Source organism: Desulfovibrio sp. SGI.169, assembly GCF_050313595.1.
Lineage (GTDB): Bacteria > Desulfobacterota > Desulfovibrionia > Desulfovibrionales > Desulfovibrionaceae > Desulfovibrio.
Genome location: NZ_JBNPLS010000016.1, coordinates 1 through 19,705 on the forward strand (window position 1 = coordinate 1; position 19,705 = coordinate 19,705).

Annotated in this window: 19 protein-coding genes; 11 read left to right on the forward strand and 8 right to left on the reverse strand. The window is 64.7% G+C overall.

What is annotated here, in order from left to right:
- Positions 1 to 131 precede the first annotated feature (131 nt).
- Together ACQRA4_RS09155 and ACQRA4_RS09160 are read right to left on the reverse strand one after the other, a co-directional pair.
- Positions 132 to 1,043 carry an EamA family transporter gene (locus tag ACQRA4_RS09155; protein WP_427822769.1) on the reverse strand — a complete coding sequence of 304 codons (912 nt, stop codon included), beginning with the start codon at positions 1,041 to 1,043 and terminating at the stop codon, positions 132 to 134.
- 306 nt (positions 1,044 to 1,349) lie between these two features.
- Positions 1,350 to 3,329: a molybdopterin biosynthesis protein gene (locus ACQRA4_RS09160; protein ID WP_427822770.1), complete on the reverse strand. Its 1,980-nt coding sequence runs from the start codon at positions 3,327 to 3,329 to the stop codon at positions 1,350 to 1,352.
- Positions 3,330 to 3,603: 274 nt separating this feature from the next.
- Here ACQRA4_RS09160 and ACQRA4_RS09165 point away from each other — a divergent pair, with 274 nt between their 5' ends.
- From ACQRA4_RS09165 to ACQRA4_RS09200, 8 genes are all read left to right on the forward strand, one after another.
- Complete coding sequence (locus ACQRA4_RS09165; RefSeq protein ID WP_427822771.1) at positions 3,604 to 4,401, forward strand: HpcH/HpaI aldolase family protein; 798 nt, start codon at positions 3,604 to 3,606, stop codon at positions 4,399 to 4,401.
- On the forward strand, positions 4,398 to 5,312 hold the full coding sequence (locus tag ACQRA4_RS09170; protein ID WP_427822772.1) for an NAD-dependent epimerase/dehydratase family protein: 915 nt from the start codon (positions 4,398 to 4,400) through the stop codon (positions 5,310 to 5,312). The genes ACQRA4_RS09165 and ACQRA4_RS09170 overlap by 4 nt, the downstream gene beginning before the upstream one ends.
- On the forward strand, positions 5,305 to 6,291 hold the full coding sequence (locus ACQRA4_RS09175) for a glycosyltransferase family 8 protein (RefSeq protein ID WP_427822773.1): 987 nt from the start codon (positions 5,305 to 5,307) through the stop codon (positions 6,289 to 6,291). The genes ACQRA4_RS09170 and ACQRA4_RS09175 overlap by 8 nt, the downstream gene beginning before the upstream one ends.
- Positions 6,292 to 6,528: 237 nt before the next feature.
- Positions 6,529 to 7,299 carry a 3-deoxy-manno-octulosonate cytidylyltransferase gene (locus ACQRA4_RS09180; protein ID WP_427822774.1) on the forward strand — a complete coding sequence of 257 codons (771 nt, stop codon included), beginning with the start codon at positions 6,529 to 6,531 and terminating at the stop codon, positions 7,297 to 7,299.
- Positions 7,300 to 7,911: an acyltransferase gene (locus ACQRA4_RS09185; RefSeq protein ID WP_427822775.1), complete on the forward strand. Its 612-nt coding sequence runs from the start codon at positions 7,300 to 7,302 to the stop codon at positions 7,909 to 7,911.
- 24 nt (positions 7,912 to 7,935) lie between these two features.
- The gene (locus ACQRA4_RS09190) at positions 7,936 to 8,571 is read left to right on the forward strand and encodes an HAD family hydrolase (RefSeq protein WP_427822776.1); all 636 of its coding nucleotides are present in this window, start codon (positions 7,936 to 7,938) and stop codon (positions 8,569 to 8,571) included.
- 72 nt (positions 8,572 to 8,643) lie between these two features.
- Positions 8,644 to 9,660: a hypothetical protein gene (locus tag ACQRA4_RS09195; protein WP_427822777.1), complete on the forward strand. Its 1,017-nt coding sequence runs from the start codon at positions 8,644 to 8,646 to the stop codon at positions 9,658 to 9,660.
- A gap of 354 nt (positions 9,661 to 10,014) precedes the next feature.
- Positions 10,015 to 10,431 carry a hypothetical protein gene (locus ACQRA4_RS09200; protein WP_427822778.1) on the forward strand — a complete coding sequence of 139 codons (417 nt, stop codon included), beginning with the start codon at positions 10,015 to 10,017 and terminating at the stop codon, positions 10,429 to 10,431.
- A 76-nt stretch (positions 10,432 to 10,507) separates the two neighbouring features.
- On the opposite strand, the gene truA is transcribed toward ACQRA4_RS09200, so the two are convergent.
- The 5 genes from truA to ACQRA4_RS09225 all read right to left on the reverse strand — a co-directional run bounded on the left by truA (position 10,508) and on the right by ACQRA4_RS09225 (position 15,429).
- Positions 10,508 to 11,281, reverse strand: coding sequence for a tRNA pseudouridine(38-40) synthase TruA (truA, locus tag ACQRA4_RS09205; RefSeq protein WP_427822779.1), 774 nt, complete (start codon positions 11,279 to 11,281; stop codon positions 10,508 to 10,510).
- Positions 11,281 to 12,510: a hypothetical protein gene (locus ACQRA4_RS09210; protein WP_427822780.1), complete on the reverse strand. Its 1,230-nt coding sequence runs from the start codon at positions 12,508 to 12,510 to the stop codon at positions 11,281 to 11,283. Before ACQRA4_RS09210 ends, truA begins: the two co-directional genes overlap by 1 nt.
- Positions 12,467 to 12,904, reverse strand: coding sequence for a flagellar export protein FliJ (gene fliJ / locus ACQRA4_RS09215; protein WP_427822781.1), 438 nt, complete (start codon positions 12,902 to 12,904; stop codon positions 12,467 to 12,469). Before fliJ ends, ACQRA4_RS09210 begins: the two co-directional genes overlap by 44 nt.
- 152 nt (positions 12,905 to 13,056) lie before the next feature.
- Positions 13,057 to 13,857 (reverse strand): bifunctional hydroxymethylpyrimidine kinase/phosphomethylpyrimidine kinase, encoded by an 801-nt coding sequence (thiD, locus tag ACQRA4_RS09220; protein WP_427822782.1) that lies wholly within the window; start codon positions 13,855 to 13,857, stop codon positions 13,057 to 13,059.
- 135 nt (positions 13,858 to 13,992) lie between these two features.
- Entirely contained in the window at positions 13,993 to 15,429 is a 1,437-nt protein-coding gene (locus ACQRA4_RS09225) for a carbon starvation CstA family protein (protein WP_427822783.1), read from the reverse strand.
- A gap of 482 nt (positions 15,430 to 15,911) precedes the next feature.
- Here ACQRA4_RS09225 and ACQRA4_RS09230 point away from each other — a divergent pair, with 482 nt between their 5' ends.
- The 3 genes from ACQRA4_RS09230 to ACQRA4_RS09240 are packed head-to-tail and all read left to right on the forward strand — an operon-like array spanning position 15,912 to position 18,405.
- Positions 15,912 to 17,171 carry a hypothetical protein gene (locus ACQRA4_RS09230; RefSeq protein ID WP_427822784.1) on the forward strand — a complete coding sequence of 420 codons (1,260 nt, stop codon included), beginning with the start codon at positions 15,912 to 15,914 and terminating at the stop codon, positions 17,169 to 17,171.
- On the forward strand, positions 17,168 to 17,749 hold the full coding sequence (locus ACQRA4_RS09235) for a bifunctional adenosylcobinamide kinase/adenosylcobinamide-phosphate guanylyltransferase (RefSeq protein WP_427822785.1): 582 nt from the start codon (positions 17,168 to 17,170) through the stop codon (positions 17,747 to 17,749). The genes ACQRA4_RS09230 and ACQRA4_RS09235 overlap by 4 nt, the downstream gene beginning before the upstream one ends.
- Positions 17,746 to 18,405: a hypothetical protein gene (locus tag ACQRA4_RS09240; protein ID WP_427822786.1), complete on the forward strand. Its 660-nt coding sequence runs from the start codon at positions 17,746 to 17,748 to the stop codon at positions 18,403 to 18,405. The genes ACQRA4_RS09235 and ACQRA4_RS09240 overlap by 4 nt, the downstream gene beginning before the upstream one ends.
- A 71-nt stretch (positions 18,406 to 18,476) precedes the next feature.
- Here ACQRA4_RS09240 and ACQRA4_RS09245 read toward each other — a convergent pair whose 3' ends face one another.
- Positions 18,477 to 19,697, reverse strand: coding sequence for an MFS transporter (locus tag ACQRA4_RS09245; RefSeq protein WP_427822787.1), 1,221 nt, complete (start codon positions 19,695 to 19,697; stop codon positions 18,477 to 18,479).
- Positions 19,698 to 19,705 lie beyond the last annotated feature (8 nt).

The following is a 19,705-nucleotide window of genomic DNA, read 5'->3' on the forward strand; positions in this document are numbered from 1 at the left end:
AAATGCGTTATGGCTTTTGAGAGTTACCCTTTCAAAAGCGGCGGCGCATTTTTTCGCGGAGCGGAACAAGCGCCTGAAAACGCGGTTTTCAGCAGAGGGCGCGGGCAGGCGGCGGGTGCGGCCTGCCCGCGCTATTTGTTGTGCTTGTGCCAGAGCACGAAAAAGACGGAACCCACGGTCAGGCAGCAGGCTAGGACAATCCGGCCCGTAATGCTTTCGCCGCCCAGCCGCCAGCCGAGAAAGACGCCGATGACCGGCACCACATATTCGTAAGACACGGCCGTGGCTATGGAAACATGCGCCAGCAGCCAGAAATAGCTGGAGTAGGCGATAATGGAACCGCCAATGGTCATCCAGGCGAAGGCCAGCGCCACTTCAAGCCGCAGATTTTCCCAGCGGGTCATGGCCGCCTCTCCGCAGGCAAAACCCAGCAGCAGGGTTTCCAGGCCGCCCACAAGCAGCAGAAGGCCGCAGGACTGCAAGGCCGTCAGCCTGCTGGGCGGAGAAAAGCGCCGGGTCAGCAGAGAGCCGGCCACCCAGCCCAGCGTGCCCCCGAATACCCAGAACATGCCGACCGGGCTGCTCTGTTCCGGGCCGGATGCGTTCTGGCTGACGCCCAGCAGCGCCAGGCCGCACAAACCGCCGGCCAGCCCCAGCCACTGCATGGCCGTGGGACGCCGCTCCCCGCCGAACAGCCAGGCCGCCACCAGCATTGAAATAGGCGTGGAACCGGTGATCACGGCGGCCACGCTGGAGGTGACGTATTCCTGCCCCTTGCCCAGAAAACCGCTGCCCATCACCACCATGAATATGGAAAGCCAGCAGGCGTGCCGCCAGTCGGCGAGCGTGGGCCGCCGCCAGCGGCCCGCGCAGGTAATGGCGGCGCAGAGCAGCAGCCCGGCCAGAAACATGCGCGCGCCGCAGGCCAGAAAGGGGCCCAGCACCTCCAGAGTGAACTTGAAGCCTATATAGGTGGAACCCCAGGAGATATAAACCAGAAAAAGATTGAGCAGGATTTTCAGATTCAGAGGGGACAGGCGCACGGCGGTTCTCCTTGACGCTCGGGCGGTTCCGCCATCCGTGCGGAACCGCGCGGGGTCGCCGCGCCGCTGTGATCCCGGACGGAAAACGGGGGGGAACCGCCAGACAGGCTCTAGCCGGGCGCGTATCTTCTGTCAAGCCGCCGCAAGCGCCGCGCAAGGCCGACCCCGACGCCCGTCAGCCAGGGCTGAAGCAAAGAATCCGGCGTTGCGCGCCCGTTCCGCCTGGCGGCATGAACAATGCCGCCAGGCGCGCGGGATTCTGCCGGACATGGTCTGAAAACAGAGGCGGGTTTCTGTGAAAAGGCGTTATTCCCCCAGCCGGACGCCCGGCTGCATGATTTGCCCGGTGAGTCCGGTTTCATAGCCGCCCAGGTTTTTCAGGCGGGCCTTGAAGGACTCGCGTTGCAGCATGTCGCGCACGGCCAGAATGCGCGGCTCTTCCCAGAAATGTTCGGGAATGGCCAAATCATAACGTTCGCGCGCCAGAGGCACGAAATCCAGCCCCAAAGCGCGCGCCGCCGCGTAAATGCCCATGCCGCAGTCCGCCGCGCCGGTCAGCACATTGACGGCCACAGCCATATGCGTGTTTTCCTCCTTGGCGTAGCCGTCCACATCCGCGGGTCTGAGGCCGGCGCGCCGCAGATGCCAGTCAAAGAGAATGCGCGTGCCCGCGCCGCGCTGGCGGTTAACGTAGCGCAGGCCCTTGCCCTTGATATCCTCCACGCTCCTGACCCCCCTGGGGTTGCCCGCCGGGACGATCAGACCCTGCTGGCGGATGGCCAGGTTGAGCAGCGCGATTCTGCCCTCAGGATAGAATTTGCGCAGAAAGGCGAAGTTGAAGTCGCCGCTGTCTTCTTCCAGCAGATGCATTCCTGCCATATGGCAGACGCCCTTTTTCAGGGCCGCTATGCCGCCCATGCTGCCCACATGGGCGGAAATCAGGCGAAAGGCGCGGGGCAGGCCCATGAGCTCATCGGCCAGCAGGTCCAGCACATTGTCATGGCTGCCCACGCAGATCAGATTGTCATAAAGCCGGGCCGGCGGCACGGAGAGGCGCGCCCGCACCAGACTGTCTTCGGCGATGCCCTCGGCTTCGGCCGGAATGCGCATGACCGCCTGGGCGCGCGTTACTGTGGTGATGTTGCCCGCCCCCCGGTTGAGGGGAATGCCCACGGCCTTTTCTCCCACCCGTCCCACGGCCAGATGCACAAATTCTTCCAGTCCGAGACGCGAAGTCAGGCTGCGGGTCAGCTCCACGTCTATTTCGGGCCGGTCGGGCAGGGGGCGGTGCGCCAGCAGGCAGATGACCGGCGTGATCAGTTCTTCAAAGCAGATCAGGCTGCTCACCGGATAACCCGGCGCGCCAAATACGGGCCGACCCCGGCAGATGGCGGCCAGCGAGGGCTTGCCGGGCATGGCCGCGATGCCGTGCACCAGGACTTCCCCTTCGCTTTCCAGGATAGAGCGGGTGTAGTCTTTGCTGCCCGCCGAGGAACCGGCGCAAAATATCACCACATGCGCGCCGGCCTCCAGGCTGTCCAGCAGGGCCGCGCGCAGTTGGTCGGGCCGGTCCGGCACGGGCCTGACGCGCTCCACCCGGCAGCCCAGCTGGCGGGCCAGAGCCGCCAGCACCTGCGAGTTGGATTCCACCACCTGCCCCCGGCCCGGGTCGGGGCGCTGCTCGAAGTCCAGCACTTCGTCGCCCGTGGGGATGATGCGAATCAGCGGCTGTTCCCAGACCGGCACTTCCCAGATACCGCCGGAAAGCAGCGCGCCCACATCGCAGGGCCTGATCTGGTGGTTGCGGGGGAAAAGCAGCTCGGTAGCCACAATATCTTCGCCGATACGCCGCACATGCTGCCACGGAAAGGCCGGCGCCTCAATGCTTGCGCCGCCCTGACCGTCCAGGGCCGCATGCTCGATCATGATCACGGCGTCGCAGTTTGCGGGCAGGGGTTGACCCGTGTTGACCGCGAAGCAGGTTTCGCCTTCGCGCAGCAGCAGCGGTTCGCCCTCGCGCGCCGCAAAGGTGTCCGCCGCGCGCACGGCAAAGCCGTCCATGGCCGCCGCGTGGCAGGTGGGTGAAGAATAACGGGCATGCACGGCCTCGTAAAGAACCCGGCCCACGGCCTCTTGCGCGGGGCAAAGCTCTTTGCCGGGCAGCAGCGCGCGGGCCTCGCCCTGCTTTGCGCGCCGGGAGGACAGCGCGGCCAGAGCGTCCAGCACCCTGGCCGCGGCTTCGGGCAGAGGCAGGGTTTTCAGGTAGACATTGCGTTTGAAGGACATGGGCTCTCCTGGGCTGATGCGTTTGAACCAGCATAGCCGCTTAGGCAAAAAAGGAAAAGAAACGGCCCACCGCGGGTCTGGGCCCTGTTTTCAGGGCGTCCGGGGGCGGCGGCTGGCCGTTCGCGGCCCTCGTCATGCCGGAAACGCGGGCAGGCGCGGCGGGGCGCTTGCCCCGCGCGCTTTTGCCCCCAGGCCGGGATATTGCGTCCGGGGCCGCCAGGCGCTATGCTGCATTGTTTCGCAACCCCAACCCCCGGCGGCAAGCCGTTATCTTATGACCGTACATGACATCCGCGCTCTGCTGGCCCGCGACAGGCCCACCGTGGGCACATGGCTGCAACTGCCCTCACCGGACGTGGCCGAGCTCATGGCCCGCGCCGGGTACGACTGGGTGGCTGTGGATATGGAGCATGGCTCCTTCGGCCGCACCGGTCTGCCGGATATTTTTCGGGCCATTGAATGCGGCGGGGCCGCGCCCTTTGCCCGTCTGCCCGAAGCGGGCAAGACGCAGATCAAATCCGCGCTGGAAGCCGGGGCGCAGGGGCTGATTTTTCCCATGATTGAAAGCCGCGAACAGCTCGACAAGGCCATTGACTGGGCCGTGTATCCCGGCCAGGACACATGGCGCGCGCCGGGTGAAACGGCGGCGGAATATCGGGGCGTGGGTTACTGCCGGGCCAATGTTTTCGGCAAAAACTTCGAGGAGTACCGGCAAAAACGCGCCCCCGAGCTTTTTCTGGCGGCCCAGATAGAGCACATCCGGGCCGTGGACAATCTGGACGCCATCCTGAGCCATCCCCGTCTGGACGCCATTATGGTCGGGCCTTATGATCTTTCGGGCAGCATGGGCCTGACCGCGCAATTTGAGCACCCAGACTTCAAGGCGGCCATGTCGCGTATTCAGGCGGCCTGCCGAAAGCACGGGGCGCGCATGGGCCTGCATATCGTGCAGCCCGACCCGGCGGAGCTGGCCCGGCAGGCGGCGGCGGGCTGCCGCTTCATCGCCTATGGCATTGACTCGGTATTTTTATGGCAAGGGGCCCAGCGCCCTGGTGTGGAGAACCGGCAGTGAAGATTACTGTTTTCGGCGGTTCCGGCTTTCTGGGCTCGCATATCTGCGACAAGCTCTCCGAGGCCGGACACGCGGTGACTATTGTGGACCTGCATCCCTCGCCCTGGCTGCGACCGGATCAGAATATGCTCACGGGCGACATTCTGAACGAGGAAACCGTGCGCAAAGGCGTGGAAGGCGCGGACATGGTCTTCAACTACGCGGGCATCGCGGACATTGGCGAGGCCAATAACCGGCCCGTGGACACGGCGCGCATCAATGTTCTGGGCAATGTGATGATTCTCGAAGCCTGCCGGAGAGAGCGGGTCAGGCGTTATGTTTTCGCCTCGTCCCTGTATGTCTACGGCAAGTCCGGCGGTTTTTACCGTTGCAGCAAGCAGGCCTGCGAGATTTATATCGAAAACTATCAGGCCATGCACAATCTGCCGTATACCATATTGCGCTACGGTTCGCTCTATGGCCCGCGCGCGGACAAGCGCAACGCCATTGAGCGCTTTGTCAGCGAGGCGTTGACCACGGGCGTGATCACCTATTACGGCGCGCCCACGGCCCTGCGGGAATACGTGCATGTGGACGACGCCTCCACGGCCACTCTGGCGGTGCTGGAGCCGGAGTTCGAGAATCAGAACATCATCATTTCCGGCAACCAGCCCATGCGGGTGGGGGATTTGTTCAAGATGATCGGCGAAATGCTCGGCAAGGAGCTGGCCATTAATTACCAGAACGATCCCAACAGCGGCCATTACCAGATCACGCCCTACGCCTTTATGCCCAAGATGGGCCGCAAGCTGGTGCCGCCGCTTACCGTGGACCTGGGGCAGGGCATACTGCGGGTTATGGAAGAAGAGCACAAGGCCCTGCACCCGGAGTTGCAGACCGAAGGGGGCTATCTGGTCCCGACTGATGACTAGCGCCGCGCCGGGTCGTTCCTCCCGCCTGGTGGCCCTGGGCGTCACCGGCGGCTGGGCCTTCGCGGCGGGCACGCTGCTGTCGGCCCTGCGACGACACAACCCGGGACTGGACGCGGATATCCTTGTGTTTCACGACGAGGCCCTGCTGGAAGGTCTGGGGGCGCGTTGCGAGCCTTTCGCCGTGACCTGTGACGGCCTGCGCCCCGAGGCGGCGCGACGTTTTTCGCCGCTCTGCCTGGCCAAGTTCGCCTGTTTTCGGCTGCTGGCCGACTATGAAAGCGTGCTCTGGCTGGATTCGGATCTGCTGATCCAGGACAGCCTGGAGGACATCTGGCGTTGCGGCCCCCTGGCCCTGGCCGTGGAGGACCCGGAATTTGCCGGCGAAGGCCACACCAGCCCGGCCCGCGTCAACTGGCATGGGGATGTGCCCGGTCTGGACGGGGACGCGCCCAATCTGAACTCCGGGGTCATTGTCTGGCGGCGCGATCTGCGTGACCCCGAGGCGCTGGAGCGGCGCTGCCTGGATTTTTTGCGGGAGCACGGCCCCCGGCTGCGCTATCCGGATCAGGCGGCCCTCAACGCCCTGGCCCAATGGATGCGCGTCGAGCGGCCCGGCGAACTGGCCGAGCTGCCGTTGCGTTTCAACTGCCATCCGCGCAATCCGGCGGCCGTATATGCGCCGGTGGTGCATGCCTTCGGCGCGTACAAGCTCTGGAACGACGGGCTTACCGCCGCCTGCTTTCCCGAATGGCAGCGAGACTATGCTCGCTGGCTGCGCCGGGGCGGCAGCCCCTATGCCGGGCCGGTGGAAAACGCGGCCTACGGCGAGAACGGGGCCTTCTATCTTTTGCGCGGGTTCTTTGATACCATCAGCAGGAGCGAGCGGGCCCTGAACGCGCTGCAAGAGCGGCTGGCCGCGGAAAGCGCCATGCGGGAAAAACTGGAAGCCCTGCTGAAGCGCGTGCGTTCGAGCGCGTAGCGTTTTTTATCTTCCAGGGGTAATTTCAGTAGAAATTGCTTGCGCAGTCGGGCGAAAGGAGAGCGTTCCCGCCCTCTTCATCCGTAACTGGCGTCGCCCGAACGGTTGAAGGCGTCGCCGGAGCGGGCGTTGCGCGCTTGCGGCACAGACCTCCGACGGCGTGAAACCTGCCGGTTGGAACATTGTGTTCCGGCCGTCTGTACTCTATAAAGGCAATCTGCTCCAAGGAGAGGAAATATGAACATCATCGCCATCATCCCGGCGCGCATGGGTTCCAGCCGCTATCCGGGCAAGCCGCTGGCCCTGATTCACAATGTGCCCATGGTGGGGCACGTGGCCTTTCGCACGGCCATGAGCGCGGCGCTGTCCGACACCTATGTGGCCACCTGCGACGGCATTATTGAGGATTACTGCAAAAACGCGGGCCTCAAGTGCGTGATGACCGGCGACCATCATGTGCGTTGCTCCACGCGCACGGCCGAGGCTCTGCTCAAAATTGAGGCCGCCACGGGCAAAAAGGCCGACATTGTGGTCATGGTGCAGGGCGACGAGCCCATGGTCCGGCCAGAGATGATCGACGCCGCCGTGCGGCCCATGCTGGACGACCCGTCCATCAACGTGGTCAACCTCATGGCCGACATGGACACCCTGGAGGAATTTGAAGACCCCAACGAAGTCAAGGTGGTGGTGGACCGCTTTGACAACGCCCTGTATTTCTCGCGCGAGCCTATTCCTTCCCGTAAAAAGGGGGCGGACAAGGTGCCCATGCGCAAGCAGGTCTGCATCATCCCCTTCCGGCGCGATTATCTGCTCCGTTTCAATGAAATGGAGGAAAGCCCGCTGGAGATATATGAATCCGTGGACATGATGCGCATTCTGGAATACGGCGAAAAAGTCCGCATGGTGCCCACAGACTGCCGCACCTGGAGCGTGGACACGCCCGAGGATCTGGCGCGGGTGACCCGGCTTATGGAAGGCGATGCTCTGATGAAGGTCTACAGCAAGTAAATGGGCAGTCCGCTTCGCCCCGCCGGCGCGCCTTCCGCATGCTCCCGCCTGGGCGCGGCGCTGGAGGAATTGTGGATTTCGCTTTTCGCCTGGCTGCCCACGCCGCTGGGCGTGGCGCTGCGGCTGCTGGCCTGGCGCTGGCTGTTCGCGGCCTGCGGCTCGGTGCGCTTTGGCACGGGGCTTACACTGTCCGCGTGCCGCAATATGCGCCTGGGCAATGGCGTGCGCCTGGGCCGGGGCTGTTTTGTGACCGCCGGGGGCGGCAGCCTGATTCTGGGCGACAATGTGGCCGTGTCGCCCTGCGCGCATCTGGGGGCCGACGGCGGTCGCATCGAGATAGGCGCGCACGCCGCCATCGGGCCGGGCACGGTGATCCGCGCGGCCAACCACCGCTTTGAGCGACAGGATTTGCCCATCATGCGCCAGGGCCATCAGCCGGGTGAAGTGCTTATTGAGGATGATGTCTGGATCGGGGCCAACTGCGTCATTACGCCCAATGTGCGCATCGGACGCGGGGCGGTGGTGGGCGCGGGCGCGGTGGTCACGCGCAATGTGGCTCCCTTTTCCATTGTGGGCGGGGTGCCGGCCAGAGAGATCGGCCGCCGCGCATAGGGTCTGTTGCCACAGGGAACATATATGTCGTTACAATGCCTGGTTTTTGACTGCGATGGCGTGATTCTGGACAGCGTGCCGGTCAAGACGCGGGCTTTCGCCCGTCTGGCGGAACCGTTCGGCCCGGAAGCGCGGGATCGTTTCGTCATGTACCATACGGCGCATGGCGGGGTCAGCCGCTACAAGAAGTTTGAATGGTTCTTCCGCGAAGTGCTGAACCGCGAGATCAGCGAAGAAGAGTCCGCCCGGTGGGGTCGCCTTTTCGCGCAATACGCGCTGGATGAGGTGCGCCGCTGCCCGCTGATTCCCGGCGTGTCGGAGGTGCTGAAAACCTGGAGCGGTCGCCTGCCGCTCTATGTCTGCTCCGGCGCGCCGGAAGAGGAATTGCGTCTGGTGCTGCGCGAGCGGCGACTGGAAGCGTATTTTACCGGCATACATGGCTCGCCCCCGGCCAAGGCCCAGGTGCTTGAACGCATCATGCGCGACGCCGGGGTGGAGGCTGAAAACGCCCTGATGGTGGGCGATGCCGTGACGGACCGCGATGCGGCGGAACATGTGGGTGCCCTGTTTTACGGGGTGGGGCAGGAGCTCAAGGGCGGGCCCTTTCCCTGGGGGGCGGATTTGACCGGACTCAACGACTGGATTCGGGCCAGAGTCTGACGCGCTTCCCCACGCATATTCCCTTCTCCCGCCGGGCAAAGCCGCCTGTGGGAGACGACCTTCTTTTCTGCCATGAAAAAAGCTCTTTTTTTGCTTTTTTGTCTCTGGCTGGCCCTGATGCTGACGGCCTGCGGTTCCGACGACAGGGATGCGCCCGAAAAAAGCGCCGGCGAGAGCATGGGCGCGGCCCCGGCCACGGCGCAACCCGCATCGCCGTCTTCCGCTCCCGGCGAGGTGGAGACGGCGTCCGCCGTTGCAGACGCTCTCCCCCCGCCTCCGGTCACGCCCGAAGAAAAGGCCCGGGCCGACAGGGTGGTGGATTTTTACAATACCGCCGCCGCAAGCCTGTCTGACGGCTGGTACGCTCTGCCCGACGCTCTGCTGAATAATGCGCGCGCCTATCTGGAAGACTGGCGGCTGGCGTCCCGGCCCGCCGCGCGCGGCACGCGCGGGGAGGCGGCGCGCGCTCTTGCGCCCGCCACAGGGCTTTTCACCGCGGAGGAGGAAGCGCGGCTGGCCCAGCGGGTGCGGGAGATGGATAAGGCTCTGGACGCCATGCTGGCGGACTACAGGGCTCTGAGCCGCTATGTGAAGGACGACAGCATTATGGATGACGGACTTCTGGGCAAAAAACTGACGGAAAGCCTGGCCGCGTCCCATGCCGTGTTCATGACCGCCCGCGGCGCTTATCTGGATATTGTGGAGGCGCGCGCCGCGCGGGCCGAGGATGTGTTGTTGCGCGACCATCCTCTTCAGCGCCAGATTGCGGCGGCGGAAAAGATTTTTTCTCTTTTCCGCAAGGCCGCCGGTTTGCTGGGGCCGGAAAAACCTGACAGGGAAGCCCTGGAAACATTGCGGCGGGAGTTGGAATCTGTCCTCGCCAGGGCCGGGCGGCCGCCTTTTCCGGCGTCGCCGGAGCTGGAGCGAAGCTACCGCGCCTTTCTCAAGGAAGCGGCCCTGTTTCCACAGGGCCTTGCGCGTGGCCTTGCGGAAGGTTTTTACAGCCCGCTCCGGCGTAAGCTGAACGGCATTGCCGCGCGCAGCCGCAATGCCTACAATGGTTTTGCGCGGGCGGCCAATGGGTCATGAGACGGCTTTGCGCCGCGTTTGGTTCCGGCAAGAGTCAGTTTGTTGACGATTGCCGGCATTTTTTATTTAATATACTGATATTGATAGTAAAAACAGCATTGGCAAGCCCTTTGCAAAAGCAGAGGCGGAAGTTGTTCATGACCGCTTCAGAGCAATGGCCCTTGAAAAGGGCGTTCACGCCGGCGTCCGCAAGAGCGGCCGCCCGCGCCGGAAGCCAGGCGGAAAAACCGCGTTTTTCCGCGCGACGAAGGCCGCGCAAGCATTGAAACGCTCTCTGTTTCAATCGGAAAACGCTCTGGGGCGTGACAGGTTCATCCGCGCCAAGCGCGCTAATTTCGCCGCCGGAGGTTCACCATGTTTTTTTTGCTGGGAGGCAATGACAAAAAAGTCCGCAAGTCTGAAAAACGGACGCGGATGTCCGATAGCACCGCCTGCGTGCGTGATATCTTTCTGGCCGGGCGCTTTCCCGTGGTGACCACCCATCAGGTGGAGGGACGCCGCATCGCCAAGGTGCTGGGCCTGGTCTGCTGTCGCGGCTATGATTCGGACGAGGCCTTCTTCGGCATGGCGGGCCGCGCCATGAACAAGGGGGCACAGGCTATTGTGGGCTACAGCGAAAACGTGGCCTTTCATCCCGACGGCAGCAAATATTTCTCCTGCTTCGGCACGGCCGTCATGTTTGAATACGACCCGGCGGACCCCGACGCCCTGCCGCTGATGCTTCAGCAGAAATTCAAAGAACGGGAACAGCCCAACAGCGACATGATCTGAGCGCTGACCCGGCAAAAAACGCAAAAGCCGCCGTTACCGGCGGTTTTCGCGTTTCAGGGCGGGTTGAGCGGCCCGCTCAGGGGTATTCCACGCGAACCAGCGCCAGGCCCCCGGCCGGAGCCGTGACCGAGGGCAGGGCCTGGCGGTCGCGGGCCGCCAGCAGGGCCGGGATGCTTTCGGGGAGGATTTTGCGCTGCCCGCAGGCCGCCAGCAGGCCGGCCATATTGCGCACCATCTGCTTGAGAAAACCGTTGGCCGTGACGGTCAGGCGCAGCAGGGGCATGTGCGGGGGATAAAATTCGCGGGGCGGTAAAACGTCCAGCGTGGCGGCGACGACGCGTCGCGTCGTGCTTTCCATGTCAGTGCCCGCGTTCTGCAGCCCGGCAAAGTCCTGTTCGCCCAGCAGGTGGGGCAGGGCGGCGCGCATGGCCCGCACATCCAGCGGGCCGCAGTTCCAGACAAAAGGATGCAGTTGCGGCGGCGTAAAGGCGCGTTCCTGCCAGAACTGGTAGGCGTAGGTCTTGTGCAGGGCGTCCTTGCGGGCGTGAAAGCCGGGCGGCGCGGGATCGGCCGCCAGCACGCGGATTGCGGGCGGCAGCAGGGCGTTGAGGCTGCGTCGCCAGGGCCGGTCGGCCCTGGCGTCAGGCACGTCGCAGTGGGCCACCTGGCCGTGGGCGTGCACGCCCGCATCAGTGCGGCCCGAACCATGCACCCGCACAGGCGCGCCGGCCAGCACGCGCAAAGCGGCCTCCAGCTCGCCCTGAATGGTGGGCGGCGGCGAGGGCTTTTCCTGTATCTGCCAGCCGCTGTAGCCGGCGCCCACATAGGCCAGCAACAATTTCAGACGCATCAGTCGGGCAGCCTCATACGGGTGATCAGCTCGGTGAATTTGGCGGTCTTGGCCGGATTGGTGTATGTCAGAATTTCGCCGGACTGTTTGGGGGCCATGCCCGACAAAATACGGATGGCTACCCGCTCGTCCATGTTCTCCAGGGCTTTTGCCGCCGTGCGGGGCTTCATGTTGGCGTACATCTGGATCAGACTGCGGATTTTCTTGTCCTCCAGGTCTTTGGCTTCACGGATCATGTCTTTCATTTTCCGTTCGGCGTCCTGCAGGTCTTTCAGGCGTTGGTCCATCTGCTGGCGCAGCATAAGAATATCCTGCTGCTGGCGGGCCAGTTCCTGCGCCTTGTTGTTGGGGTCGTCAGGCGGAATATTGGCCGTTACTCTGGGCGCGGGCGCTGGCATGGCGGCCTGTCCGCGTTGCGGCAGGGAGGGCGTGGCCGAGGAAGCCCCGACGCCGCGCGGGGGCAGGGGCGCGCCGTCAGCGCCCTGGCCGCGCGGAATATTGGCCGGAATGTCCGGCGCGCCCGGCATGCTCGTGGGAGCCTGCTGTTCCGCCGGGGTAAAGGGCGACACGCTGGGCGGCGTCTGGGGCACGGGCATGTCCAGCGCGGCGGCATGCGCGGCCTGAACGCTGCCCAGCCCCGGAATGGGCAGATTTTTCAGACCCAGCATATCCAGCAATCCATCGTCGTGATCCGCGCGGCGAACCGCGGAAGCGGCCAGCAGGGGCGCGGCGCTTGCGTCCGGGGCCGGAGTTCCGGCTTCTGCCGCAGGCGCGCCCAATGGCGCGGGAGCGGGCAGGGCCGGCGGGCTGAATACGGCGGCGCGCCCGCCCGGGAGCGGGGGCGCGGGAAGAGCGGCTTCCGTTCCGTCCCGCGCCTGGCGGCGGGGTTTTGCGGCCGCTGCCAGTTGCGCGGCCGCCGCGCCCTGGGGCGCATCGTCGGAAGGCAAAGTGGCCGCGGCATCTCGCTGAAGGTTTTTGCCGGAAGGATTTTCTTCAGAGGAGGCGCTGTTTGCGGGCGCGCGCGCCACCGAGAGAGAGGCGGGCTCGCCGGAGGCTTCGCGCGCATCCTGTTGCGCCATGTCGCGCGAAGCCCCGTCAGGCCGGCCCGGCGTAGGCATGTCCAGCATGAGCATGCCCAGCATGGCAAGTTTGATGAAGCACAATACCGCCAGCCAGCGGAAGAGCCTAGAAAGACGGAGCCTTGTAGCGGAGTGTCGCGATTTCGTCATTGAAGCGTTGCTCCTTCAACTGTTCTTCGCGGGCATAGTGGCGTTTCTGCCGTTCCCTGAGTTTGTCCAGCAGTTTTTTATCCATAGCCCGGGCCGCCAGCAGGTTTCTGGCTTCCTCAACCATCTGGGCCAGCATGCGCACTTGCAGGGAAGCGGCGCTCACGTCGCCGCGCAAGCCTTTGGCATACCGCTCCAGCAGCCAGCGTTCGGCGGCGTCCATCAAGGCTTCGTCACAGAGGCGATCCTGGGCATGGCGCAATGCGACCTGAAGCTGCTCCAGCTGCTCCCGGGCCTCCTGATGGCGGCGCTGCGCCGTGGCCAGGCGCGCCTTGGCCTCTTCCTCCAGTTGCTCCCTGTAGTCGAGCACTTTCTGCATCTTGAAGCGAAAAGGCATGCAAGCTCCGCCTTGTTTTTGACGCCTGTTCTGAATCGTCAGGGGAAGTGCAATCTGCGGGCCAAAAGCCTGATGGTTCTGGCCCGGCCCGCCTCGCCTCAGAACTTTGCCCCCGAAGAGATCGGGAAAGCGCCCCCCCCCGCGTGCTCCGCTCAGACGTTCAGGGCCGCCGCGTGGTTCACCGGCCCGCAGCCCTTGCCGGGGCTGTAGCTTTTGCGCAAGGCGAGGTTGAGAAATTCCTGCGCCTTGGTCACGGCTGTCTGAAGGGGCAGCCCTTTGCCCAGACCCGTGGCGATGGCCGCCGAAAGGGTGCAGCCCGTGCCGTGATTGTTTGCCGTTTCCACCTTGGCCTGGGGCAGCGCCCTGGGGGCCTGGCCGGGCAGGCAGAGGCAGTCGGTGACCACAATGGAACTCTCCATATGCCCGCCCTTGATAAGCACGGCTTTGGCGCCCATGCCGAGCAGTTTTTCGCCGGCCGCGAAAGCGTCTTCCACGCTGGTGATGTTCAGGCCGGTCAGCATTTCGGCTTCCGGCCGGTTGGGCGTGAGCAGGTCGCAGCCGGGCAGGATTTCCTCTTTCAGCGCCGTCACCGCGTCTTCCTGCAACAGGCGGCTTCCGCTCTGGCTGACGGACACGGGATCCGCCACCAGAGGGAATTCGCGCTGGCGCAGTATGGGGCTGACCGCGCGGATGATGTCGGCGGAAAAGAGCATGCCGGTTTTGGCCGCGGCCACGGGAAAGCCCTCCAGGACGGTTTTCAGCTCCAGAGCCACAAAGTCGGGGTCCGGCGCGTGGATGCCCGTGACGCCCTGACCATTCTGGGCCGTCAGCGCGGTGATGACGCTCATGCCGTAGCCGCCCAGGGCCATGATGGTTTTCAGATCGGCCTGAATGCCCGCGCCTCCGCCGGAGTCGGAACCGGCAATGCTCAGAATGTTGGGGGGGGTCGGCATATGCGCTCCGTCACAGTTTGCTGCGGTTGAGAAAAGGAAGGGCAGAGCCGTGAGGCTCTGCCCGGAATGTTGCGACATTTTGTCCGGCGTCACTCTTATAGCCCGTGCCGGACGGACGCGCAAGGCGCGCCGGCGCTAGACGTTTTCAGGCGCTCCGGCCACGGGGCGGCGCCCCAGGGCCATAAAGGCCGCAAAGGCCACAACGGCGGCGACCACGCCGATGATGTTGGAGACGCTGATGCCCATGCCGAAGCCCATGGAGGGCTCGTAGCAGATATACGAGACGCAGACCGCTGTCATAAAGACGGCGGGCAGGGTGCATATCCAGTGGAAGCGGTCTCTGCGGATCAGATAGGCCGCCCCGGCCCAGAGCACGATGGTCGCCAGGGACTGGTTGGCCCAGCCGAAGTAGCGCCAGATGATGTTGAAGTCCACCTGCGAAAGAATCACGCCAATGACGAACATGGGCACGGCAATGAGCAGACGCGGGGAAACGGCCTTCTGGGAATAGTTGAAGGTTTCGGCGATAGTCAGGCGCGCGGCGCGAAAAGCCGTGTCGCCCGACGTGATGGGCAGCACCACCACGCCCAGAATGGCCAGCACGCCGCCCACGGCGCCCATCAGGGCAAGGGAGGATTCCGTCACCACATTGCCCGGGCCGCCGGCGGCCAGAGCCGCGGCCAGCGCGTCGGGGCCGTGATAGAAGCTCATGCCCACAGTGGCCCAGACCAAGCCGATGAAGCCCTCGGCCACCATGCTGCCGTAAAAGACGGGCTTGCCCAGCTTTTCATTGGCCATGCAGCGGGCCATGAGCGGAGACTGGGTGGCGTGAAAGCCCGACAGAGCGCCGCAGGCAATGGTGATGAACACCAGCGGGAAGATGGGCAGCCCCTTGGGATTCTGGTTGGTCCACTGGGCGGAGTTGTAAAATTCCGTGCCGCTGACGAACATCATCACGGTGATGCCCACGGCCATAAAGATCAGAATGGTGCCGAAAATGGGGTAAAAGCGGCCGATGATCTTGTCGATGGGCATGATGGTGGCCAGGAAGTAATAAGCGAAAATCACGCAGACCCAGAAGGTCAGGTTCATCCAGGAGGGCGTCAGCTTGGCCAGCAGCGCGGCCGGGGCGGCCACGAAAACCACGCCCACCAGAACGAGCAGCACCACGGCGAAGACGCGCATGATCTGTTTGGCGGCGTTGCCCAGATTGTAGCCTACGAAAGTGGGCACATTGGCCCCGCCGTAACGAATGGAAAGCATGCCCGCCATGTAGTCATGCACAGCGCCCGCGAAGATGGTGCCGATCACGATCCAGACCAGAGCGGATGGCCCCCACAGCGCGCCCAGAATGGGGCCGAACACCGGGCCCACGCCCGCGATGTTCAGCAACTGAACCAGCCAGACTTTCCAGACCGGCATTTCCACATAGTCCACTCCGTCGGCATGGGTGTGGGCTGGCGTGGCGCGGTTGGGCTGCACGCCGAAAACCTTGGCGACGACGCTCCCGTAAATGATATAGCCGACAATCAACGCGGCCACGGACAAGAGAAAATAAACGGAGTTCGGCATAGTTCTCCCTGTATGTAAAAGTGACTGAAGCACTTAAAAATCCGTGCTTCCACTGCACGGATTTGCGGACTCGCGACATGTTGCAAGTAAATCATAAGGCGCTTTGGCGTCAATATAAAATCGCCATTAGGGAAAAAAGAAAACCTTTGCCCGGCGGACTATCCGGGGATGGGGCGCGCCTCTCGCGCCCTGAGGAGGACCGGCCAGGGGGAGCCCGCACTGCGCGCGACGGCAATATCCGTTGGCGCATATTCAGGGCAACTCCCATGACTGCCGCAAGGCGGGAGCTGCCCGCGCGGAAAGAACGCGCTTTTCGCGGCAGGCGGCGTGCCGGCCGATTCCGGCAAGTTCGCCGCGCCCGCGCCTGGAGGCGTTTCAAGACAAAGTCTGGAAAAAGTATTCACACCCGAAAAAAGCAATGATATCGTGCCGCAGGCGAAAAGCACCGCCGGCAACGGCGGGACAAGCCCGAGGAGAGCCGCATGAAACTGGAAAAGAAAAAGCCTGAAGTGCCTGACGTCATGAACCTCCCCAAGCCCCGGCCCGACAAGGGCGGCGGGCGCAAGGCCGGAGTGCTGGCCCTGGCGGCGGCGCTGGCGGTGGGCGGCGCGGCCTTCTGGCTGACCCGCGAGCCGTCTGTCCGTAATTTGTGGAGGGAGCAGGCCGCCGGCGTTATTGACAACGCCACCAGCGGCACGCCGCTGGCCGGCGTGGGCGATCTGCTGCGCGAGGGGCCTCCGCCCCCGCCGCCTTCGGTGACCAGCCCGAGCACCGCGCCGGGCACGCTGGCCGGTCAGAATGTCCAGGGCACGGTGGGCGCGCCGGTGGATACCAGCCTGCCGCCGGGGCAGAGCGGCCTTGCGGACGGCACGGGTCTGCCCGGTCAGGCCGGGCAGGAGGGCGTGGCCTCCAGAGTAACGGCAGACAGCCGGTTGCGCCCGGATTTTGTGGAAGACCTGGCCGCCTATCTGGTTTCGCGCTACAGGCCCGGCCCGCGCGGCGGTTCGCTGAACGTCAGCGTGCAGGGCGTCAATCAGCGCTATGGCGTCAAGATGGCCGGCGAGGCTGGGGGGGGGCGCGCGGGCCTGTTGCGTTATGTTTTTCATCCCACCATGCTCCAGAGCCTGTATGCGCTCTATGTGGATCGCTTCATGGCGGCGCTGGATCGCGAGGCGACGGCCAAATCCCTGTCGGCGGAGCAGAACCGGCAGATGCACATGGCTCTTGCGGGCCGCTTCGTGACGCTGGCGGGGGCGCTGGAAGGCGTGGCCTCGACGCCTGACATGAGGAAACGGATCAAGGGGCTGGAGCAGATTTCCCAGAATGCGCTGGATATCAACGCCCGGATGACCACCGCGGTTTTTGACCTGGATCAGTTGCGCGAAAACAGCGCCTCTCAGTCCGAAATCACCGCGACGCAGTTGCGTGTGGACGGCTTGAGCGCCCGTTACCGGCGGGCGCTGGAAGAACGCGGGGCGGCGCAACGCGCTTTGGTGGCGGCTGTCCGCAAGGGCGGCGGCCAGGCTTTGGACGACGATTCTCTGCTGTTTGTGGCCTATTGGGTGGACAGGCGCATGCAGGAAGGGCCACAGGCCGCGGCTTCCGTGCAAAGCGCCGCCAGCGTGCTGCGTGATCTGGCCCGGCGTTGCGCCCAGGCCGGAGCGGGCATGGCCGGTCAGCCCGCGTCCGCGCAGCCTCTGGCTGTGCCGACGCCCGCTCAGGCGGGCGGTCAGGGCCGGTGAGCGCGCCTCTGGTTTTCTTTGTGGGCGGCACGCGCAGCGGCAAGAGCGCGCTGGCCCAGCGGTGGGCCGAGGCTCAGGCCCCGCGGCGGCTTTTTCTGGCTACCTGCCGGGTGGAGGATGATGCTGAAATGGCCGCGCGCGTGGCCCGGCATCAGGCCGGACGCGGCGCGGGCTGGCTGTGCGTGGAAGAACCCCTGAACCCGTTGGCCGCGCTGAAAAACTTTTGGGCCGGAACCGCCGGTGGCGACGGCGGGGCGGCAGGCGTGGCCCTGCTGGACTGCGTCAGCCTTTGGGTCGCCAACCTGCTGGCCGCCGGGCTGACGGCCGACGCGATTCAGGAGCGGGCGGCGGGCCTGGCCGCCGGTCTGGCGGATGCGCGTTGCGGGCGCGCCCTCCCGGCGGCGCTGGTCAGCGCTGAAACAGGGCTGGGCATCGCGCCCGCCACACCATTGGGGCGCGTCTATCGGGATGCGCTGGGGCTGGTCAATCAGACGCTGGCGGCCGTCTGCACCCATGTGGTTTTTGTCAGTTGCGGCCTGCCGCTGGCGCTTAAAGGGCCGCTGCCGGAGGGGCTATGAGTTGTGTCGGGCCATGTCTCAGCAGGGCCGCGCTGTGGCGCGCGCTTTCGCTTCTGGTGTTTCTTGCCTTGCTGTCGGTCGCGTCTGTCCGCGCCGCTGATCCGCGTCAGTGCGTGGCCGATGCGGGCCGGGCCATTGACGCGGCGGACGCCGCCGCCTTTGAACGCCTCGTGGATGTGGATGCCATTCTGGATGAGGCCCTGACGCTGTTTTTGCGCGATGCGCAAAAACCGGAGATTGCCGGCCAGTTGCCGCCCCTGCTGGCTGTCATGTTTTCGCAGGCGGCCTCGGGCGACTCTGGCGGCAATAATCTGCGCACGCTGCTGTTCAGTGAGGCCCGCGCCTTTGTGATCAACGGCGTGTCTTCAGGGGCTTTTGCCGGGCGCGCGCCCAGCGGCGGCGCTCAGGGCCTGCTGGCCCCGCTGTTTGCGGACGCGTCCACAGGCCGCAAGGAAATCCGGCGGATCGGTCAGGCCAGGCCAGACAATCAGGGCTGGCTGGTGCCCTTTGTCGTGCATGACGCGGGCAACGACGAAAGCTATGAGGTGCTTGGCCGGGTCAGCCCGACGGAAAACGGCTTTCGCCTGACCTCGGTGGAAAATCTGGAGGCCCTGCTGGCCCGCCTGCGCGCGGAAAACCTGAATGCCGGGCAATAGCGGCGCGCTTTTCTCGCCGGGCTTCGTCCCCTCCCGTTCTGGCGGTTTTCGCGGCCTTTTTTCGGCGCGCTTCAGCGTGAACGCGTTTTCTCCCGTCGCAGCATCCGTACCCTGTCGATTACCATGCAGCCGCCGCAAATGAGCACGCTGACGGCGGTGGCGGTGAACACGCCGCGATAACCGTAACCCGCATGGATAACCAGGCCGCCCAGCAGGGGGCCCAGCATGGCGCTGGAGTCAAAAGTGGCCATCATCACATTGGAGTTGATGGAGCGGGTGCTCGGCGTGGAGCGGTCGTACACGGCGGCGGCCAGCAGGGGATAAAGCAGGCCCAGCCCCAGGCCGTAGATGCAGGTCAGGGGAATGAACGCCCAGAGCGGCCCCCAGGCCAGGCCCAGCATGCAGCAGGCCAGCACCGCGCAACAGAGCGTCGTCACCCGATAGCGGGGCAGGGTGTCCAGCCGGTGGCTGCCGAACAGCCGAACCAGAATAATGGTCATTGTATAGGTGGAGAAAAACCAGGCGGGTTGCGCCCCGGTCACCGCGCAAAGACCTTTCATGAAAAAAATGGCCAGCACGGTCATGATGCTGAAGCTCAGGCAGGCCATATAGACAAAAAACAGCCCCGAGTGGCTTACGGCCTGCCACAGGGCGCGGCCCGAAAGGCTGTTCGCGCCCTGTGCGGGCATTTCCGGCCTTCGCAAGCGCGGGGCCAGGGGAATCAGCATGGCCAGCGCGGGCAGACCCAGCGCGGCCGTGAGGGCGAACAAGCGGGGCTCGCCGCCCAGAACGGGCAAAAGGCGCTCGGCCAGAGCCGGAATGATCGAATAGGGCAGCAGCATGGTCAGGGAGAAGAGGGCGAAGCCTCTGGCGCTCTGCCCCCTGGGAATGCAGCTGACCAGCACAGCCACCGTGCAGCTGGAATAGACGGCCAGGGCGACGCCCTGAATGATGCGCAACAGCCAGATGGCGCCGATGGCGTGCTCTCCCCGGACATACGGATAGGCCAGCATGACGCAGCTGGAAACTATGATGGAAACCAGCATGGCCGGCAGCTTGCCGCGCTTGAGCAGCAGCACGCTGGCCAGGGGGCGGAAGAGCAGCACCATGGCGAAGAGGGATGACAGCAGCACGCCGCGCCAGTTGGGGCTGATGCCGAGCCCTTCCAGCCACTGCTCGAAGCAGTAGAACACGGCGATGTAGCTGTTGCTGAACATGGCCATGCAAAAAAGCAGAATAAAGTCGCGGCTCAGGAGCTTCCGCGGCGGCTCGGAGGGGGTGTCCCAGCGCATGGGCGGTT

Excerpts from the sequence above, each read along its gene's own strand:
- ACQRA4_RS09160 (WP_427822770.1), bottom strand. The coding sequence starts at position 3,329 with ATGTCCTTCAAACGCAATGTCTACCTGAAAACCCTGCCTCTGCCCGAA.
- ACQRA4_RS09165 (WP_427822771.1), top strand. The coding sequence starts at position 3,604 with ATGACCGTACATGACATCCGCGCTCTGCTGGCCCGCGACAGGCCCACC.
- ACQRA4_RS09175 (WP_427822773.1), top strand. The coding sequence starts at position 5,305 with ATGACTAGCGCCGCGCCGGGTCGTTCCTCCCGCCTGGTGGCCCTGGGC.
- ACQRA4_RS09180 (WP_427822774.1), top strand. The coding sequence starts at position 6,529 with ATGAACATCATCGCCATCATCCCGGCGCGCATGGGTTCCAGCCGCTAT.
- ACQRA4_RS09185 (WP_427822775.1), top strand. The coding sequence starts at position 7,300 with ATGGGCAGTCCGCTTCGCCCCGCCGGCGCGCCTTCCGCATGCTCCCGC.
- ACQRA4_RS09190 (WP_427822776.1), top strand. The coding sequence starts at position 7,936 with ATGTCGTTACAATGCCTGGTTTTTGACTGCGATGGCGTGATTCTGGAC.
- ACQRA4_RS09195 (WP_427822777.1), top strand. The coding sequence starts at position 8,644 with ATGAAAAAAGCTCTTTTTTTGCTTTTTTGTCTCTGGCTGGCCCTGATG.
- ACQRA4_RS09200 (WP_427822778.1), top strand. The coding sequence starts at position 10,015 with ATGTTTTTTTTGCTGGGAGGCAATGACAAAAAAGTCCGCAAGTCTGAA.
- truA (WP_427822779.1), bottom strand. The coding sequence starts at position 11,281 with ATGCGTCTGAAATTGTTGCTGGCCTATGTGGGCGCCGGCTACAGCGGC.
- ACQRA4_RS09210 (WP_427822780.1), bottom strand. The coding sequence starts at position 12,510 with ATGACGAAATCGCGACACTCCGCTACAAGGCTCCGTCTTTCTAGGCTC.
- fliJ (WP_427822781.1), bottom strand. The coding sequence starts at position 12,904 with ATGCCTTTTCGCTTCAAGATGCAGAAAGTGCTCGACTACAGGGAGCAA.
- thiD (WP_427822782.1), bottom strand. The coding sequence starts at position 13,857 with ATGCCGACCCCCCCCAACATTCTGAGCATTGCCGGTTCCGACTCCGGC.
- ACQRA4_RS09225 (WP_427822783.1), bottom strand. The coding sequence starts at position 15,429 with ATGCCGAACTCCGTTTATTTTCTCTTGTCCGTGGCCGCGTTGATTGTC.
- ACQRA4_RS09230 (WP_427822784.1), top strand. The coding sequence starts at position 15,912 with ATGAAACTGGAAAAGAAAAAGCCTGAAGTGCCTGACGTCATGAACCTC.
- ACQRA4_RS09240 (WP_427822786.1), top strand. The coding sequence starts at position 17,746 with ATGAGTTGTGTCGGGCCATGTCTCAGCAGGGCCGCGCTGTGGCGCGCG.
- ACQRA4_RS09245 (WP_427822787.1), bottom strand. The coding sequence starts at position 19,697 with ATGCGCTGGGACACCCCCTCCGAGCCGCCGCGGAAGCTCCTGAGCCGC.